General features: G+C 68.5%; 11 protein-coding genes and 2 tRNA genes. 5 read left to right on the top strand and 8 right to left on the bottom strand.

Translation table 11 applies throughout. The features are described from left to right. Positions 1–12: 12 nt before the first annotated feature. Positions 13–909, top strand: coding sequence for a serine/threonine-protein kinase (locus ABZW17_RS08190; protein WP_354810952.1), 897 nt, complete (start codon positions 13–15; stop codon positions 907–909). On the opposite strand, the gene ABZW17_RS08185 is transcribed toward ABZW17_RS08190, so the two are convergent. Next, the gene (locus ABZW17_RS08185) at positions 891–3,605 is read right to left on the bottom strand and encodes a tetratricopeptide repeat protein (RefSeq protein WP_354810950.1); all 2,715 of its coding nucleotides are present in this window, start codon (positions 3,603–3,605) and stop codon (positions 891–893) included. The genes ABZW17_RS08190 and ABZW17_RS08185 overlap by 19 nt on opposite strands. A gap of 1,499 nt (positions 3,606–5,104) precedes the next feature. On the opposite strand from ABZW17_RS08185, the gene ABZW17_RS08180 reads away from it, so the two are divergent. Further along, positions 5,105–5,869, top strand: a complete 765-nt coding sequence (locus tag ABZW17_RS08180; protein ID WP_354810948.1) for a site-specific integrase — start codon at positions 5,105–5,107, stop codon at positions 5,867–5,869. Between the two features lie 107 nt (positions 5,870–5,976). On the opposite strand, the gene ABZW17_RS08175 is transcribed toward ABZW17_RS08180, so the two are convergent. After that, positions 5,977–6,049 (bottom strand) — tRNA-Lys (locus ABZW17_RS08175). 167 nt (positions 6,050–6,216) lie between these two features. Between ABZW17_RS08175 and ABZW17_RS08170 the strand changes: the two genes are divergently transcribed. Next, entirely contained in the window at positions 6,217–7,413 is a 1,197-nt protein-coding gene (locus ABZW17_RS08170) for an Ig-like domain-containing protein (protein WP_354810946.1), read from the top strand. Here ABZW17_RS08170 and proP read toward each other — a convergent pair. From proP to orn, 3 genes are all read right to left on the bottom strand, one after another. Beyond that, on the bottom strand, positions 7,410–8,816 hold the full coding sequence (proP, locus tag ABZW17_RS08165) for a glycine betaine/L-proline transporter ProP (protein ID WP_354810944.1): 1,407 nt from the start codon (positions 8,814–8,816) through the stop codon (positions 7,410–7,412). The genes ABZW17_RS08170 and proP overlap by 4 nt on opposite strands. A 248-nt stretch (positions 8,817–9,064) precedes the next feature. After that, positions 9,065–9,140: transfer RNA gene (locus ABZW17_RS08160), tRNA-His, on the bottom strand. A gap of 77 nt (positions 9,141–9,217) precedes the next feature. Beyond that, a complete protein-coding gene (gene orn / locus ABZW17_RS08155; RefSeq protein ID WP_003060996.1) occupies positions 9,218–9,826 on the bottom strand; it encodes an oligoribonuclease in 609 nt (202 codons plus the stop codon). 102 nt (positions 9,827–9,928) lie between these two features. On the opposite strand from orn, the gene ABZW17_RS08150 reads away from it, so the two are divergent. Both ABZW17_RS08150 and ABZW17_RS08145 read left to right on the top strand, forming a co-directional pair. After that, positions 9,929–11,464 (top strand): helicase HerA-like domain-containing protein, encoded by a 1,536-nt coding sequence (locus ABZW17_RS08150; protein ID WP_354810942.1) that lies wholly within the window; start codon positions 9,929–9,931, stop codon positions 11,462–11,464. Between the two features lie 65 nt (positions 11,465–11,529). Beyond that, positions 11,530–11,907, top strand: a complete 378-nt coding sequence (locus ABZW17_RS08145) for a DUF3224 domain-containing protein (protein WP_354810940.1) — start codon at positions 11,530–11,532, stop codon at positions 11,905–11,907. Between the two features lie 113 nt (positions 11,908–12,020). Here ABZW17_RS08145 and ABZW17_RS08140 read toward each other — a convergent pair whose 3' ends face one another. The 3 genes from ABZW17_RS08140 to ABZW17_RS08130 form a co-directional block, all read right to left on the bottom strand. Next, positions 12,021–13,043 carry a trypsin-like peptidase domain-containing protein gene (locus tag ABZW17_RS08140; protein WP_354810938.1) on the bottom strand — a complete coding sequence of 341 codons (1,023 nt, stop codon included), beginning with the start codon at positions 13,041–13,043 and terminating at the stop codon, positions 12,021–12,023. Between the two features lie 98 nt (positions 13,044–13,141). Continuing rightward, entirely contained in the window at positions 13,142–14,464 is a 1,323-nt protein-coding gene (locus tag ABZW17_RS08135; protein ID WP_354810936.1) for a M20 family metallopeptidase, read from the bottom strand. A 39-nt stretch (positions 14,465–14,503) separates the two neighbouring features. Next, positions 14,504–15,259: a methyltransferase domain-containing protein gene (locus ABZW17_RS08130; RefSeq protein WP_354810934.1), complete on the bottom strand. Its 756-nt coding sequence runs from the start codon at positions 15,257–15,259 to the stop codon at positions 14,504–14,506. Positions 15,260–15,354 lie beyond the last annotated feature (95 nt).

Below are 15,354 nucleotides of genomic sequence, written 5' to 3'. Positions count from 1 at the left end.
GAGTATTCCGGGGTGTTTCATCCGGGCGAAGTAGTCGACGGCCGCTACGTTGTGGACGGCGTACTCGGTTATGGGAACTCGGGTGAGGTCTACCGGGTCAGCGACTTGGAGACCGGGGCGGCGCTGGTACTCAAGATCCAGATGCCCCGGTTCCTCGAAGGCACGGCGGGGTACGAGGAATACAGCAGCGAGATCCTCGAAGAGGCGTCTGTTGCGGAGCAGTTGAACGATGTACCGGGCCTGGTCCGGGCTCGATCCGGCGGTGACCACGCCAATCGGCAGTATCTGGTCATGCCGGATGTCGGCGGTCGCGACCTCGTGGATTTCGCGGACAATGAGGGTGCTGTTTCGTCCATACGTACGGCTGCGATCATCGCCCAGCTCTGCGGCCCCCTCGGCGAGTTGCATGTGCGCGGGTGGGTCCACCGGGACATCAAGGCGGAGAACACGCTTATCGCTCCCGACGGCCAGGTCTGGCTCATCGATCTCGGCAGCACCGTTCGGTGCGATGTGGATGCCCACCCTCGGGGTACCGTCGGGTACCTCGCTCCGGAAGTCCTGCACGGCGCTCCGGCGACTGAGGCGTCGGATGTGTTTTCGCTGGGTTGCCTACTGTTCAGACTGGCGATCATGAATCTTCCCTATGTCAACAGGACAGGTCTGCTCCCCGGCCCGAGCCAGCCGTTCCCGGACCGGCTGAGCGCCGACATCGCGGCGCTCACGCCAGAGTTGCGCGCGGTGGGGTTCCGCATGATCGAGTGGGATCCCGCCGATCGCCCGCAGAGCGCGGACGAAGTCGCCCGAGAGCTGGCCAGGCTGCTCCCAGGCCCCGCTGAACCACCCCGGCCGGCCCGCGAACCCGACCCCGTGCTCAGGTACTGGCTGGCGCGTCATCGGAACGCCTCCTGAGCCTTCGCCAGGACGTTGTCGATCCGCTCGAAGGCAGCGGTGTCGCCGAGTTCGTCGTAGAGCGCGCGGGCGCGGCGCAAGGCCTGTTCCTCTTCGTCTTGGCGGCCGTCGAGCCGGAGAACTTCGGCCAGGCGAACCAACGTCCGAGCTTCGTGGCTTCGCCGGGTCAAGGACCGGTAGGCGGAGATCGCGACGTCATAGGTCGCGGCGGCCCGTGGCAGGTCTCCGCGGTCCGCGTGCACGTCGCCGAGCACCACCATCACGGCGGCTTCGGCGTTCACATCGCCGACCTGGGCGAACCGCTGCCGGGCTTCTGAACATGCCTGCGCCGCACGATCGTGCTCGCCTTCGGCCAGTGCGACCCGCGCGAGGCCGCTGAGCGCGTCGGCTTCGCCGGTCTCGTCGGCCAGCCGTCGGAACAGCATGTGGGCCTTCTCGAACTCGAAGTGGGCACTTGGGTGCTCGCCGCGCGCCAAATAGACGGTCGCTAGTCCGAGGTGTCCGTAGGCGAGGCCGCGCTCATCGCCGGCCTGCTCGCTCAGCCGGACGGCGTGCCGTTGCGCGCCTTCGGCCAGCGTGTACTGCTTCATATTCCAGCGAGATCCACCGAGCATGCGGTAGACCATTGCCTGGTCAGCCGGGCCGGCGACCCGCCCTGCCGCTTCGGCCGCTTCGCGCAGATAGCGGTCGGCGTCGGCGAACTTGCTTCGGCGCCACTGGTAGGTCACCAGCGTCATCGCCAAGAGCCAGGTGTACTGGTCGGCCCCGCTCTCGACCGCTGCGCGCAGGGCAGCGGTGATCGTCGAATACTCAGCATCCAGCCAGCTCATGGCGTCCTGCGCACTCGGCGGCACCGCCACCTCGCCCTTGGCCGGCGTCGGTATGGGCAGCTCCCGGTCGGGCACGAGCGCCCGGTCGCAAGCCCAAGCGTGGTGAAGGAGGTACTCGAAGGCGGCCGAAGCGACCTCCTCGATGCGACGTGGCTCAAGGAGGCCGGCGAGCTCGAGCCCGTAGTCACGGACGAGGTCGTGCATCGCGTACCGCTCATAGACCGGCTCGTCGAGCAGATGTGCCGCGACGAGCTCCGCGATCTCGGCGGTACAGGTCCTGCCCACCAGGTCCGCGGCCGCGTCCAGGCTGATCGTCGGGCCGGGGTGCAGCGCGAGCACGGCCCACAATTCGGCGGCCGCGCTGGTCAGCCCGTCGTGGGAGTAGGACAACGCGACCCGGACGTCCAGGTCCGGCTCGCGCCCCAGGGAAAGTGCGTCGAGCCTGGTCTTGGTCTCGCGGAGTGCGTCGCGGATGGAGCGAACCGCGTCGGCGGGGTGCCTGGCCAGGCGCGCGGCCACCACGGCCAGGGCTAAAGGGAGCCCACCCACCAGCTCCGCGATTTCGCCGACCAGGTGCCCGGCGTGGCGCATCCTGTCCGCACCCAGTGACCCGGACAACATGGTGACCCCTTCGGGCCGCGCCAAGGGCCGCACAACGAGCGGCCGTGCTCCCTCTCGGGCGATCAGGCTCTCCAACCGGAGCCGGCTGGTGACGACGACGGAGCAGCCGGCTCCAGGCAGCAAGGGCCTGGCCTGGGCGGAATCCCGGGCGTTGTCGAGCACGACGAGGACCGCCCGGCCCGCGGTCGCCGTTCGGAAAGTCGTGATCAACCCGTCGAGAGTGCTCGTCGGTGCCTCGACGTCGAGGTCCCTGAGGAACCTCGCCAGGATCTGCTCGGGGTTTTCTGGTAAGAGCGCACCGAATCCGTTGAGGTCCGCGTACAACGTCCCTCCCGGGAACGCGGTGTCCTCGACACCCTTGGCCCAAGTGCGGACCAGGCTGGTTTTGCCCACACCCGCCATGCCGGAGACCACGGCGATACGAGTGTCGCCGTCGTCGGTCGAGACGAGTGCTTCGCTCAGGGCGTCCAGTTCCGCCTGCCGCCCGACCAGCACCGGGTCGCAGCCGGGGAGTTGATGCGGAACCGCGGCGAGCGGTGCCGAGGTCGGTGGCCGCGGCCCGAACCGGGGCCGGAGTTCGGCTAGGCGGCCGTGCGGGTCGCCGTGCTCCTGGATGTGCCTGTCCAGGAAGGTTCCTGCCCGGGCGCCAGATTCCGCATCGGCCAGGACGTCGGTGGCCAGACTCAGCAACGGGACGTCATGAGGCCAACGACGGACGATGTCGTGCGCCGTGTTCCGAAACCCTTTCATATCGCCGCAGTCCGACATCGCTTGAAGGAGTTCGCAAGAGGCCGCTCGGTGCAGGTCGTCCAGGTATTCGCGTTCCCGACTCAGGTCGAACTTCTCGAGATCCGCCTCCATGAGCGGCTCAGACCGCCATTCGGCAAGGGTCTTCCGCAGACGTTCCACCCGGTCGTGACCCTCGAGCCGTTTCGCCTCCGTCAGTCCGCTCGTGAACCGGATGAAGTCGACTGACCAATCCGAAAGGTCGATCATGCACTGCTGGTTCTTGTTCCTGGGCTTGACCGCCGGCAGCCGTTCGCCGAGCGCTCGCCGCGCCTCGCGGACCCGATCGAGCGGAGCCCGGTCATGCGGCCAGAGCCTGGTCACGATCTCGGTGTGGCGCATCGTGCGGTTCGGGGCGAGGACGAGAACAGTGAGCAGGCCTTTGGCGATCGGCGACGATATGACGACCTGGCGGCCGTCGACACAGACCACCAAGGGGCCCAAAAGGCGGATTTCCATCTACCCCTCTTGACAATCGGGAAGATTTGTTCGGCGACTGGGTGCGACCGAACCGATGCCAGATCCTCGCACCACTTCGCATCCGGTGGCTAGCGCGTCGGCCCACGTCCGACCCATGTTCGCCCCACGACCGCGGCGAATACCCGGCGCCGCACACCTGCAACGATGACGTGACCTGCCAGAACCCCAGCAGGAAGATCAGGATATTGAAGATCAAGGAGAACCAAGTGCAGAAGGTCCGTCATTTCCAAGGTGTGGTCGGCCGACTGGGCGACCGCCGGCCGTCCTGGCCGCCGCGTAAGGGCCAGCGCCCCGGCCGCCCGACGACCCCGGCACGCCCCAAGCCCACGACGTCGTTCCGGAGCTGCCGGACCGTTTGAGAAGCAGCGGTATGCGCCGGGTCGGCTGCTGTCCTGGTGGCCGACTCGATGCATCCCGCACCCGGCCAGGCTGGGATCGCCGAGGATTGATGCTAGGCAAGTGCGACGGTCCAGGTGAGAAATCTTCGGCTGGCGGCGATTCTCCGGCAGTGATCAACAGCTCGCTGACCCGCAACTCGCCTTTCGCGTCTTCGATCCGCCCTTTGGCTACGACGCCCCGAAGAGCCGGGCTTGCCCGCACCCGTGACGACTGACCGTCACGACAGACCGCCTCTGACCTGCGAACCAGATCGCGCGTGGCGATCTCGGCTCTGATGCGTAACTAACGTCGACAGTAGTCACCGTGTGCAGCTCGGGCGATTACACAGTCTGTGCGTCCTGGGCCGGTCGAGCAGGTGCAACGAGTGAGTGGGTGTAGGCCGACAGTATCGGGTACACCTCATTTCGCCTTGCCTCGGATGTCCGGGCTCGCAGGTGCTGGACGCTTTCGCGCAGTTCGTCTCGTCGTCCAACTAGAGAGTCGCTCATGACACGCGCATCGTTGATGCGTTGGTGTGCTCTGTGGCCGGAGGAAGAATGACGAAGCGATCAGGTGGGCGGGTGTTCAAAGGTGTGGTTGTGTCAATCCGGATGATGGTCGCCGGTGAGGTTGCGTTGTCCGCGGCTGGGTGAGCGTGGTCACGGGCGGTGGTATTTCGCGGTTGAACTGGCGGTCGGCCGGGACGGTGGTCGTCGGCGGGTGCAGCGCGGCGGGTTTGCGTCGCGAGCCGCGGCGGAACGTGCGCGGGGGCTGGGTGACGATGTGGATCTCGGGCGGGCCCTGGTGACGGTGGGCCAGTGGCTGGATGTGTGGCTGGCGAAGAGGAACGCCCTCCGACCGTCGATACGGCGGCTGTATGAGCAACTGATCCGTGACTATCTGCAGCCTCGGTTGGGTGGGCTCGCGCTGTCGGAGCTGACGATTGGGACGGTGCAGGCGGCGTTCACGGCCCTGTTGCGAGCGAACGCGATGCGGTCGTGGCCGTTGTCGTCGACCACGGTGCAGCGGATTCGTGAGGTGCTGCGGGCCGCGCTCAACAGCGCGATCCGGCGTGGATTGATCACGCACAATCCGGCGCGGTGGTGGAGTTGCCCTCGGCGCGTCGGCTTCGAGCGGTGGTGTGGACCGAAGCCCGGGTCGAGCTGTGGAGCAGGACCGGGGAACGTCCTGCTGTCGCGGTGTGGACGGCCGAGCAGACCGCGAGATTCCTCGAGCAGGTCTGCGATCATCAGCTATACCCGCTGTATCACGTGGCGGCCCTGCTGGGATTGCGACGCGGAGAGGCGGTCGGTCTGCGGTGGTGCGATGTCGATCTGGCGAACCGGACACTGGCGGTCGTGCGGCAGCTGGTTGAACGTGATGGCCGCGGCGTGTGCCTGCCGAAGACCGACGCCAGCTGCCGGACCGTCGCGTTGGACCGGGGAACGACCGCCCTACTGCGCCGGCTCGCCCGGCATGATCCGGCCGGTGATTGGGTGTTCTCTCATGATCAGGGCCGGTCGTGGAGCCCGAGTTACGTCTCCCGCACCTTCCGGGTCGTGGTGGACGAGGCCGGCCTGCCGCCGATCCGGTTCCATGACTTGCGGCATGGTGCGGCGACCCTGTCGCTGGCGGCCGGTTCCGAGCTGCGGGTGGTGCAGGCATTGCTCGGGCATTCCAGCATCGTGCTCACCGCGGACACCTACACCAGCGTCCTGCCCTGCCTGGCGCAGCAGGCGGCGGATGCCACGGCGGAACTCGTCCGGCGCGCCGGGTACCAGCGCGGGGCCAAGATCCACAAGGTCGTGGTGCCCCGGCAACGCAGTGGCTCGCCACGGGCACGGCTGGTTACGTGCAGTCACTGAACCGGGGTGACACATCGACTGCACCCGGGCTGCACACACGAGCAAAGCCCACCAACGGTTTGCCTGCAGTTCCTGGGTCACCGTTGGTGGGCTTTGCTTTCCGACTGTGCGCCATCAGGGACTCGAACCCCGAACCCGCTGGTTAAGAGCCAGCTGCTCTGCCAATTGAGCTAATGGCGCCGGTGTCTGCCGGAGGTTTCCCTCGGCGACGTGGAAAACATTAGCACCCGCCTCGGAGGCCCGTTTCAGGGGGGTCCCCTTCCCCGGGTTGCGGTGTTGCCGCGCCGGTGTCCGGGCTGGTCGGGCACACTGGAGCTGGACATCGACGACGAAACAGGCGGGTGGGCATGCGGGGTTCGGCCAACGTGGGGGCGCGGCTGCTGGGGGCCGCTGTGGTGATCGGGCTCACGGTGGGTGGCTGCAGCAGTAGCCCTTCGGGTGAACCGCCGCGGCAACCCGCTCCGTCCAGCAGCGTGGCCAAGCCCGCGCCGAAGCCTGCCGTGCTCGCCTTTGCGCCCGGTAAGGACGCCAAGGACGTCGCGCCAGGGGAGCCGGTGAGTGTCACCGTTGCGGACGGGAAGGTCGGCGAGGTCAGCCTCACCGGGGCCGACGGCAAGGTCGTGGCCGGGAAGGCTCGTGCCGACGGCTCCGGGTGGGACTCCGCCGAGCCGCTCGGTTACAACAAGACCTACAAGCTGACCGCGACCGCGACCGGCTCCGACGGCAAGCCCGTCACCGCCGAGTCGAGCTTCAGCACCGCCAAGCCCGCGCGGCAGCTCGGGGTCTCCGTGAACCTCGTCGACGGCGAGACGGTCGGGGTCGGGATGCCGCTGATCTTCACCTTCACCGGCAACGTCGCCGACAAGGCCGCCGCCGAGAAGGCGCTGAAGGTCACCGCCGAGCCGGCCACCGAGGGCGGCTTCCGCTGGTTCGGCGACAAGCAGGTGACCTGGCGGCCGAAGGACTACTGGAAGAGCGGCACCAAGATCAAGGTCGACGCCGCCGTCTACGGCAAGGCGCTCGGCAACGGCAGCTACGGCCGGGAGGACAAGGGCGCGAGCGCGACCGTCGGCGACAAGCTCGTCGCCGTCGCCGACGGCCAGACCCACCAGATGACCGTGACGATCAACGACAAGGAGGTCAGGACCATGCCGACCTCCATGGGCAAGCCGGGGCACAACACGCCCGCCGGCACCTACACCGTGATGAGCGAGCACACCGGCTACACGATGAACTCCGCCACCTACGGCGTGCCCGAGGACGCGCCCGGCGGCTACAGCACCTTCGTCCAGTACGCCGTCCGCCTGTCCTACAGCGGCATCTTCTACCACTCGGCGCCGTGGTCGGTGCGGCAGCAGGGGCACAGCAACGTCAGCCACGGCTGCCTGAACCTGTCCACCGAGAACACGAAGTGGCTGATGGACACGTCCAAAAAGGGTGACGTCGTCACGGTGCAGAACAGCGGCGGCCCGAAGCTCGAGCCGACCGACGGCTGGAGCGTCTGGCAGCTGTCCTGGGACGAGTGGCGGACGGCCCCGAACTAGCCCGAGTCGCGCACGAGTTCCCGCGCTTCGGCCTCCGTCGCCACCGCGGGCCCCGACCCCCACAGCGGCTTGTTGGCGGTCTCCCGGCTGAAGAAGACGGCCACGGCCCCGATCGCCCCGGCGGCCATCAGGTACCAGGCCGGCCAGAAGTCGTGCCCGGTGGCGGAGATCAGCGACTGCATGACCAGCGGTGTCGTGCCGCCGAAGAGCGACACCGAGATGTTGAACGCGATGGACAGCGCGCCGTACCGGATGGCGGTCGGGAACAGCGCGGGCAGCGCCGCCGGCATCGAAACCTCGAAGCAGAGCAGCAGCAACCCGAGCCCCATCAGGCCGAGAAAGGTGAGCACGAGCCCGCCGTCGTGCACGAGCAGCATCAGCGGCCAGGACAGCACGAGGAACCCGATGCAGCCGGCCATCATGACGGGCTTGCGCCCGACGTGGTCGGTGATGCGCCCGCCGACCATGATGATCAGCATCATCACGACCATGACGACGATGATCAGCAGCAGCCCGTGGGTGGCGTCGAGGTGCAGCTGCTCGGACAGGTACGTCGGCATGTAGGAAAGCAGCATGTAGTCGGTGACGTTGAACACGAGCACGAGCCCGACGCAGATCAGCAGCGCCGGCCAGTACTCGGTGAACATCTTCCAGAACGGCTCGCCGGACCGTCCCCGCTTCTCGGCCTCCTCGGCGTGCTTCTGGAACGCGGGCGTCTCCTCGAGCTTGAGCCGCATGTAGAGCCCGATGACGCCGAGCGGTCCGGCGACGAGGAACGGAACCCGCCATCCCCAGTCGAGCAGGGTCTCGTGCGGCACCCACGCCTTCATCCCGGTGACGACGGACGCCCCGAGCACGTACCCCGAAAGTGTCCCGAACTCGAGCCAGGACCCCATGAATCCCCGCCGCTTGTCGGGCGAGTACTCGGCGATGAAGGTGGTCGCGCCCCCGTACTCCCCACCGGTGGAGAACCCCTGCACCATCCGGGCAACCACCAGCAGGATGGGTGACCAGACCCCGATCGAGCTGTACGACGGAATCAACCCGATACAGAGGGTGCCGATGGCCATCATGATCATGGTGACGGCGAGAACCTTCTGCCGCCCGATCCGATCTCCCAGCGGCCCGAACACGAGGCCGCCAAGGGGTCGCATCAAAAAGGCGGCGGTGAAGGCCCCGAAGGTCCCGATGAGCCGAACCCCCGGCGACACACTGGCCGGAAAGAACACCTCGGCAATGGTGTCGGCAATATAGGCATACACGCCGAAGTCGAACCACTCCATGGCGTTCCCCAGCGCGGCGGCCCCCACCGCCCGTTTGAGCAACGACCGATCGACAACGGTGATGTCCTCATACCGCAGCTTCTTCTTACGACCCCGAACCTTCGGTGCTGAACGTTCCACGCCCTAAACGGTGCAACGCATCCGAGAACCTCGCACGCTGAGCCATCCAGTCGTGAGCGTTACCACCAACGGACCAACCCAACCCCCCCCCACCCCGCCCCCCAACCCGCACCCGGCAACGCAGGCCGACCACACGGACGGGGGTCCGGGGGCTAGCCCCCGGCGGGGGCGTGGGGGTTCGACCCCCACAAAAAGGCGAAACCCCAGGCAAGGGAAGGTTGCGAAGCAACCGACCAGCCTGGGGCAATTGGGGTGAGCGACGGGTTTCGAACCCGCGACCTCCTGGACCACAACCAGGTGCTCTACCAGCTGAGCTACGCCCACCATCGCCGAGGGGATCCGCTTGCGATCACCTCGCTGGGAGTAATCGTAGCGGGTGCCCTCGACTGGTTTTCAGGGGGTCACCTCTGGTGGTGTTCCTGCACTTCAGCGGCGGCGGCCTTGGCTTCTTCGCTGGTCGGGCCGGGCTGGGGGACGAAGGCGACGCGCCGGTAGTAGTCGAGTTCGCCGATGGACTCGCGGATGTCGGCCAGGGCGCGGTGGGCGAGGCCCTTCTCCGGCTTGGCGTAGTAGATGCGCGGGTACCAGCGGCGGACGAGTTCCTTGACGGAGGAGACGTCGACCATGCGGTAGTGCAGGTGGGCGTCGAGGGCCGGCATGTCGCGGGCGATGAAGCCGCGGTCGGTGGCGATGGAGTTGCCGGCGAGGGGGGCGGTGCCCGACTCGGGGACGTGCTCGCGGATGTAGTCGAGGACGCGGCGTTCGGCTTCTTCGAGGGTCACGGTGGAGCGGCGGACTTCTTCGGTGAGGCCGGAGTGGGCGTGCATCTCGCGGACGACTTCGGGCATCCCGGCGAGTTTTTCCTCGTCGGCGTGGATGACGATGTCGACTCCTTCGCCGAGCACGTTCAGTTCCGCGTCGGTGACGAGGGCGGCGATTTCGATCAACGCTTCCTTGCCGAGGTCGAGCCCCGTCATTTCGCAGTCGATCCAGACTAGGCGGTCGGTCACCTGGTGACCCTAACCCGACACGGGGATGTGAAGGGCGTTACCTGCGCGTACGGCGCGTTACGCTCGCGGTGTGGTCCAGGACACACGATCGGGGAGCTGCGAGTGACCGAGCAGGAGCCGCCGGCGCGGGAGATCGCCGCTGGGTACGCGAGTGAGGGTGCCGCGCTGGAGCTGGGTGCGGTCGTCGTCGACGGGCAGGTGGACGCGGCGGCGGCCGTGCGGTTGCCGTTGGCGACGTTGAACCGGCACGGGCTGGTGGCGGGGGCGACCGGCACGGGCAAGACGAAGACGTTGCAGCTGATCTCGGAGCAGCTGTCGGCGGCCGGGGTGCCGGTGGTGCTCGCCGACGTCAAGGGTGATCTGTCCGGGCTGGCCGCGGCTGGGGAGGCGAACGACAAGGTCGCGAAGCGGGCTCAGGAGCTCGGCGACGACTGGGCGGGGGCGGCGTTTCCGGTGCAGTTCCTGTCCCTGGGCACCGGCGGGAAGGGCGCGCCGATCCGGGCGACGATCACGAGTTTCGGGCCGGTGCTGCTGTCGAAGGTGCTCGGGCTGAACGAGACGCAGGAGTCGACGCTCGGGCTGATCTTCCACTGGGCCGACCAGCGCGGCCTGGCGCTGCTGGACACGAAGGACCTCCGGTCGGTGATCACGCACCTGACCAGCGACGAAGGCAAGGAGGACCTCAAGGGCATCGGCGGGGTCTCGGCGGCGACGGCCGGCGTGATCCTGCGGTCGCTGTCCAACCTGGAGGCTCAGGGTGGTGAGGACTTCTTCGGTGAGCCGGAGCTGGACGTCCACGACCTCATGCGCCAGGCCGACGGCAAGGGCGTCGTCACGCTGCTCGAGCTGGACAACCTCCAGGCGAAGCCGGCGTTGTTCTCGACGTTCCTGATGTGGCTGCTGGCCGAGCTGTTCGAGGAGCTGCCCGAGGAGGGCGATCTCGACCAGCCGAAGCTCGTGTTCTTCTTCGACGAGGCCCACCTGCTGTTCAACGACGCGTCGAAGGCGTTCCTCGAGCGCATCGAGCAGACTGTGAAGCTGATCCGCTCGAAGGGTGTCGGCGTGTTCTTCTGCACGCAGCTGCCCACGGACATCCCGAACAACGTGCTTTCGCAGCTCGGCGCCCGGATTCAGCACGCGCTGCGCGCGTTCACCCCGGACGACCAGGCGGCGCTGGCCAAGACGGTGAAGACCTACCCGAAGACGAAGTTCTACGAGCTCGACACCGCGTTGACGTCGCTGGGCATCGGCGAGGCCATCGTGACGGTGCTGTCGGAACGCGGGGCGCCGACGCCGGTGGCGTGGACGCGGCTGCGGGCGCCGCGGTCGAAGATGGGCTCGATCGGCGCCGAGGCCGTCGCCGCCGCGGTCGTGTCGTCCGACCTGCACGCGAAGTACGGGGAGACGATCGACCGCGAGTCGGCCTACGAGAAGCTGGCCGCGAAGGTCGCCGCCGCGCCGGCTCCGGAAGCTGCTCCCGAGGCTCCGGCTCCGGCGCCGCCGCCTCCGGGGAAGGACGAGCCGGGGTTCATCGAGTCCGCCATGAAGAACCCGGCCGTGAAGTCGTTCATGCGGTCCGCGGCGAGCGCGCTGGGCCGGGAGATCACGCGCGGGCTGTTCGGCAACCGGAGGCGCTGAAAAACCTGACGCGAGCTGTCAGGTATGGCTGGCAGGCTGGCGCCACCTGCGAAAGGAAACCAGTCATGACCAGCACTGCCACCGCGTCGTTCGTCCTCGACAAGTGGGAGCCGCAGGCGACCGACGAGGCCGGGGGCTCCGAGTTCGCCCGGGTGGCGATCGCCAAGACGTTCAGCGGCGCGGTCGAGGGGACGAGCACCGTCGAGATGCTGACGGCGTCCAACGCGACTTCGCGCGCGTACGTCGCCTTCGAACGTCTCGAGGTCTCGGTCGACGGCCACAAGGGTGGCTTTGTCCTGCACCACTCGGCCGACGACACCGGCCTGACGCTGAAGATCCTCACCGGCTCGGGCTTCGGCGAGCTGGCCGGGATCTCCGGGACGGCGAGCATCGAGATCGACGAGGAGAAGAACCACCTCTTCACCCTCACCTACAGCCTCTGAGCAGCGCGAAGGCCGTTTCGAGAGCCCCCGATAGACTCTCGAAACGGCCTTCGCGTGTTCTCCCGCTCCCCGAAGCGGGGGACGGACCGCCCCGACCACGGCCCGTCCGCGTCCTAGTTGTTCACGATCTGGTCGACGATCTTCTTGGCGTCGTTGATCGGGATGGCGAAGCCGATCCCGACGCTGCCCGCCGAGCCGTTGGCCGACGCCGCCGGGCTGTACAGCGCGGAGTTGATGCCGATCACGTTGCCCTGCGCGTCGACCAGCGCGCCGCCGGAGTTGCCCTGGTTGATCGCGGCGTCGGTCTGGATCGCGGTGTAGCTGGGCGAGTCGCTGCTCTGGTTCGACGTACGGCTGAACGGCGAGCGCTGCTGCTGCTCGCCCTGCCCGATGTCGGACAGGTTCCGGTTCAGCGCGCTGACGATGCCGGTGGTGACGGTGTTCTGCAGGCCGCCCGGCGAGCCGATCGCGACCACTTCCTGGCCGACGACGAGCTTGCTCGAGTCACCCAGCGACGCCGCCGTCAAGCCGCTCGCGTTCTGCGCCTGGACCACCGCGATGTCCGCCTTGGTGTCCGCGCCGACCACGCTGGCCTGGTACTTCTTGCCGTCGGACGTCGTGATCACGACGTTCTGGGCGCCGTCGACGACGTGGGCGTTGGTCAGGACCCGGCCGTCCGCGGTGAGGATGACGCCGGAGCCGATCGCTTCGCCTTGGGCGGTCGTCACGTTGATCTGGACGACGCTCGGCGTCACCTTCGCCGCGACGGCGCTGACGTCACCGGTGGTCGAGTTGGCGACCGTCTGCCCGTTCGCGGCCGGCGTGCTCACCGACGTCGTGGCGCCGTCCGCCGAGGTCGTCGTGAGCCCGACGATCGCCGCGCCGCCGACGCCGCCGACCAGTGCGGCGCCGAGTGCGGTCGCGCTGACGATCATCGCGACCCGGCCGCCCTTGCGCGGCTTGGTCTTCAGGGCCGTGGGCGCCTGCGGGGGCGGCGGCTGCGGGGTGAACAGAGGGTTCGGCGCGGCCTGCTGCTGGTAGGCGTACTGCGCGTACGGCCCGTACTGCTGGGTGCTGTGGTGCGGCTGGTGCCCACCGGGTGAGGCGGGGCCGGGCCGACTCTCGTTCTCGGTCATGGCTCAAGGTTCGCGCCCGTGGTTGTGAGCAGCCTGTGGAAACACCTCAGGCTTTGCTGAGAAGAATCAGCTGAGAAAACTCAGCGAATCCTCAGGCGTCAGGCGAAGAACGACGGGACGTCCAGTGCTCCTCCCGCCGCCTCGAACTCGTCGTGCACCGCCGTCCGCAGTCCGGCGTCCCCGAGGTAGTCGGCGGCGGTCAGGGCCAGGCCGAGCGCGCCGTCGCGGACGCCCGCGTCACCGGTGCCCGAACCGGCCGCGGCCGCGAATTCCTTGGTGTGCAACGCCACCGTCGGCCCCGAGATCGCCAGCATCGGGTGCAGCGACGGGACGCGGTAGGAGATGTTGCCGAGGTCCGTGGAGCCGGTGAGCGACTCCGGCACGATGCCCGGCGGGAGCGGCTTGCGGCCGGTGATCACCTGGTTGGCCGTCCAGCGGCCGGCCAGCGCCGTGTTGAACCGGATCGGCAGGTAGGCCGCCTGGGCGTCCCAGATCAGCTCGACGCCGCAGCCGGTCATCGCCGCCGCGCCCTCGGCGATCGACGTCATCCGGGTGGCGAGGTCGCGCAGCGTCTCCGGGGTCTGGGACCGGAGGTAGAACAGCAGCGCGGCGCGGGCCGGGATGACGTTGGGGCGGGCACCGCCGTCGGTGAACACGCCGTGGACGCGGTCGCTCTGCGGGAGCTGCTGGCGCAGGGCCGAGACGCCCTGGTACGCGGCGACGGCGGCGTCGAGCGCGTTGCGGCCCATGAACGGCTGGGCGCTCGCGTGCGCGCCGACGCCGTGGAAGACCATCTCCAGCTGACGGCGGCCGAGGAACGGGTGCAGCGCGATGTCGTGGCTGAACGGGTGCAGCATGATCGCCGCGTCGACGTCGTCGAACACCCCGGCCCGGGCGAGGATCTCCTTGCCACCTCCGCCCTCCTCGGCGGGAGTGCCGATCAGGCTGACGCGGCCGCCGAGCCGCGCCGCGACGGTGGCGGCGCCGAGGAAGCCGCCCGCGGCGGTGGTGCAGATGACGTTGTGGCCGCAGGCGTGCCCGAGCCCGGGCAGCGCGTCGTACTCGGCCAGGACGGCGATGTGCGGGCCGTCCTGCGCCTTCGTGCTCACCCGCAACGCGGTCTCGAGGCCGCCGACGCCGATCTCCGGTTCGTGTCCGTGGCGTTCCAGCAGATCGGCCAGTGCGCGCACCGACCGGTGCTCGGCGAAACCCTCCTCGGGGTGGGCGTGCAGATCTTGGCTCAACGCCACCAGATCGGGTGAAACGCGCTCGACCGCGGAGGTCACTTCGGCCCGCGTCGCCTCGTCCGCGCCGGCGTGCGGCGAGGACAGCGGTTCGGCGGCCGCGACGGCGTCGGCGGTGGCCTCGACCAGGGAACGCAGGTAGCTGTCGTCGGGCGGGACGGGTTCGGCGTGGGTCATGGGGCGATGCTAACCGGCACCCCTGACAGTTCGGGCCGGTCAGCCGAGCCGGCCCGCCACGATCTGCGTGACGCCGGCGTACCGTTCGGTGATTTTCGTGAAGCCGCGTGCTTGCAGGCTCGCCGCGATTTCGCCGCGGTCGAACATCTTCTGGCCGCTCAGGAGCCCGCCGACGGACTCCGCGATTCGCGCGGGTTGCCAGCCGCGCCGCGCGCTGGTGAGCAGCACGATCCGGCCGCCGGGCTTGAGGACGCGCGCGAAGGAGTCCAGCGCGGTCTCCGGCTCGGCGAACATGTGGAGGGCGGCGAAGCAGCAGACGCCGTCCACAGTGGACGTCTTGAGCGGGAGGCGGACGGCGTCGGCCCGCAGGTGGGCAACGGTGTCGGGGCCGCCTTCGGCGACGGCCTTGGCGAGCATGCCGCGAGCGCCGTCGAGCCCGATCGCGAGGCCGTCCGGGCTCACGGCCGAACCGAACGCGCGGGTGAACCGCCCGGTACCGCAGGCCACGTCGAGGACCGTGTACCCGGGTTGCAGTTCGAGGAGTTTCGTCGCGAGCCGGATTTCTCCGGCCATGCTCGGCCCGAACGGTCCCTTCAGGGCCCGGCCGAGGGCTGGGCGCCAGTACTGCTCGTAGACCAGGGGCAGGAGCGTCGTGCGCATCAGGCGCTGCGTGAGCCCGGTCGGCGGCCCGGCCTGGTTCGCGGTACCCAGCAGGTCGAGGTAGCCGTCGCCGGCCGCCGCGGGTGTTTCGAGCAGGGCGCCGAGGCGCTGGAGTGCGGTGGTGCTGGATGGCACGGACTCTCCCTCCGGTTCGGATACCGGCAGTATGTCAAGGTGGCGGCCACCCGATCGAGTGAAGAAAACCGGGATCAGGCGTTCGAGCCCCGGAA

Origin of the sequence: Amycolatopsis sp. NPDC004625, assembly GCF_040609695.1 — a bacterium.
In the GTDB taxonomy this organism is placed as follows: domain Bacteria; phylum Actinomycetota; class Actinomycetes; order Mycobacteriales; family Pseudonocardiaceae; genus Amycolatopsis.
Note: the sequence above shows the minus strand (reverse complement) of the source record. Positions and strands in the feature narration are given on the sequence as shown.

What these genes read in the sequence shown, in the direction of transcription:
- ABZW17_RS08145 (WP_354810940.1), top strand. Translation starts at nt 11,530, where the DNA reads ATGACCAGCACTGCCACCGCGTCGTTCGTCCTCGACAAGTGGGAGCCG.
- ABZW17_RS08140 (WP_354810938.1), bottom strand. Translation starts at nt 13,043, where the DNA reads ATGACCGAGAACGAGAGTCGGCCCGGCCCCGCCTCACCCGGTGGGCAC.
- ABZW17_RS08170 (WP_354810946.1), top strand. Translation starts at nt 6,217, where the DNA reads ATGCGGGGTTCGGCCAACGTGGGGGCGCGGCTGCTGGGGGCCGCTGTG.
- ABZW17_RS08185 (WP_354810950.1), bottom strand. Translation starts at nt 3,605, where the DNA reads ATGGAAATCCGCCTTTTGGGCCCCTTGGTGGTCTGTGTCGACGGCCGC.
- ABZW17_RS08135 (WP_354810936.1), bottom strand. Translation starts at nt 14,464, where the DNA reads ATGACCCACGCCGAACCCGTCCCGCCCGACGACAGCTACCTGCGTTCC.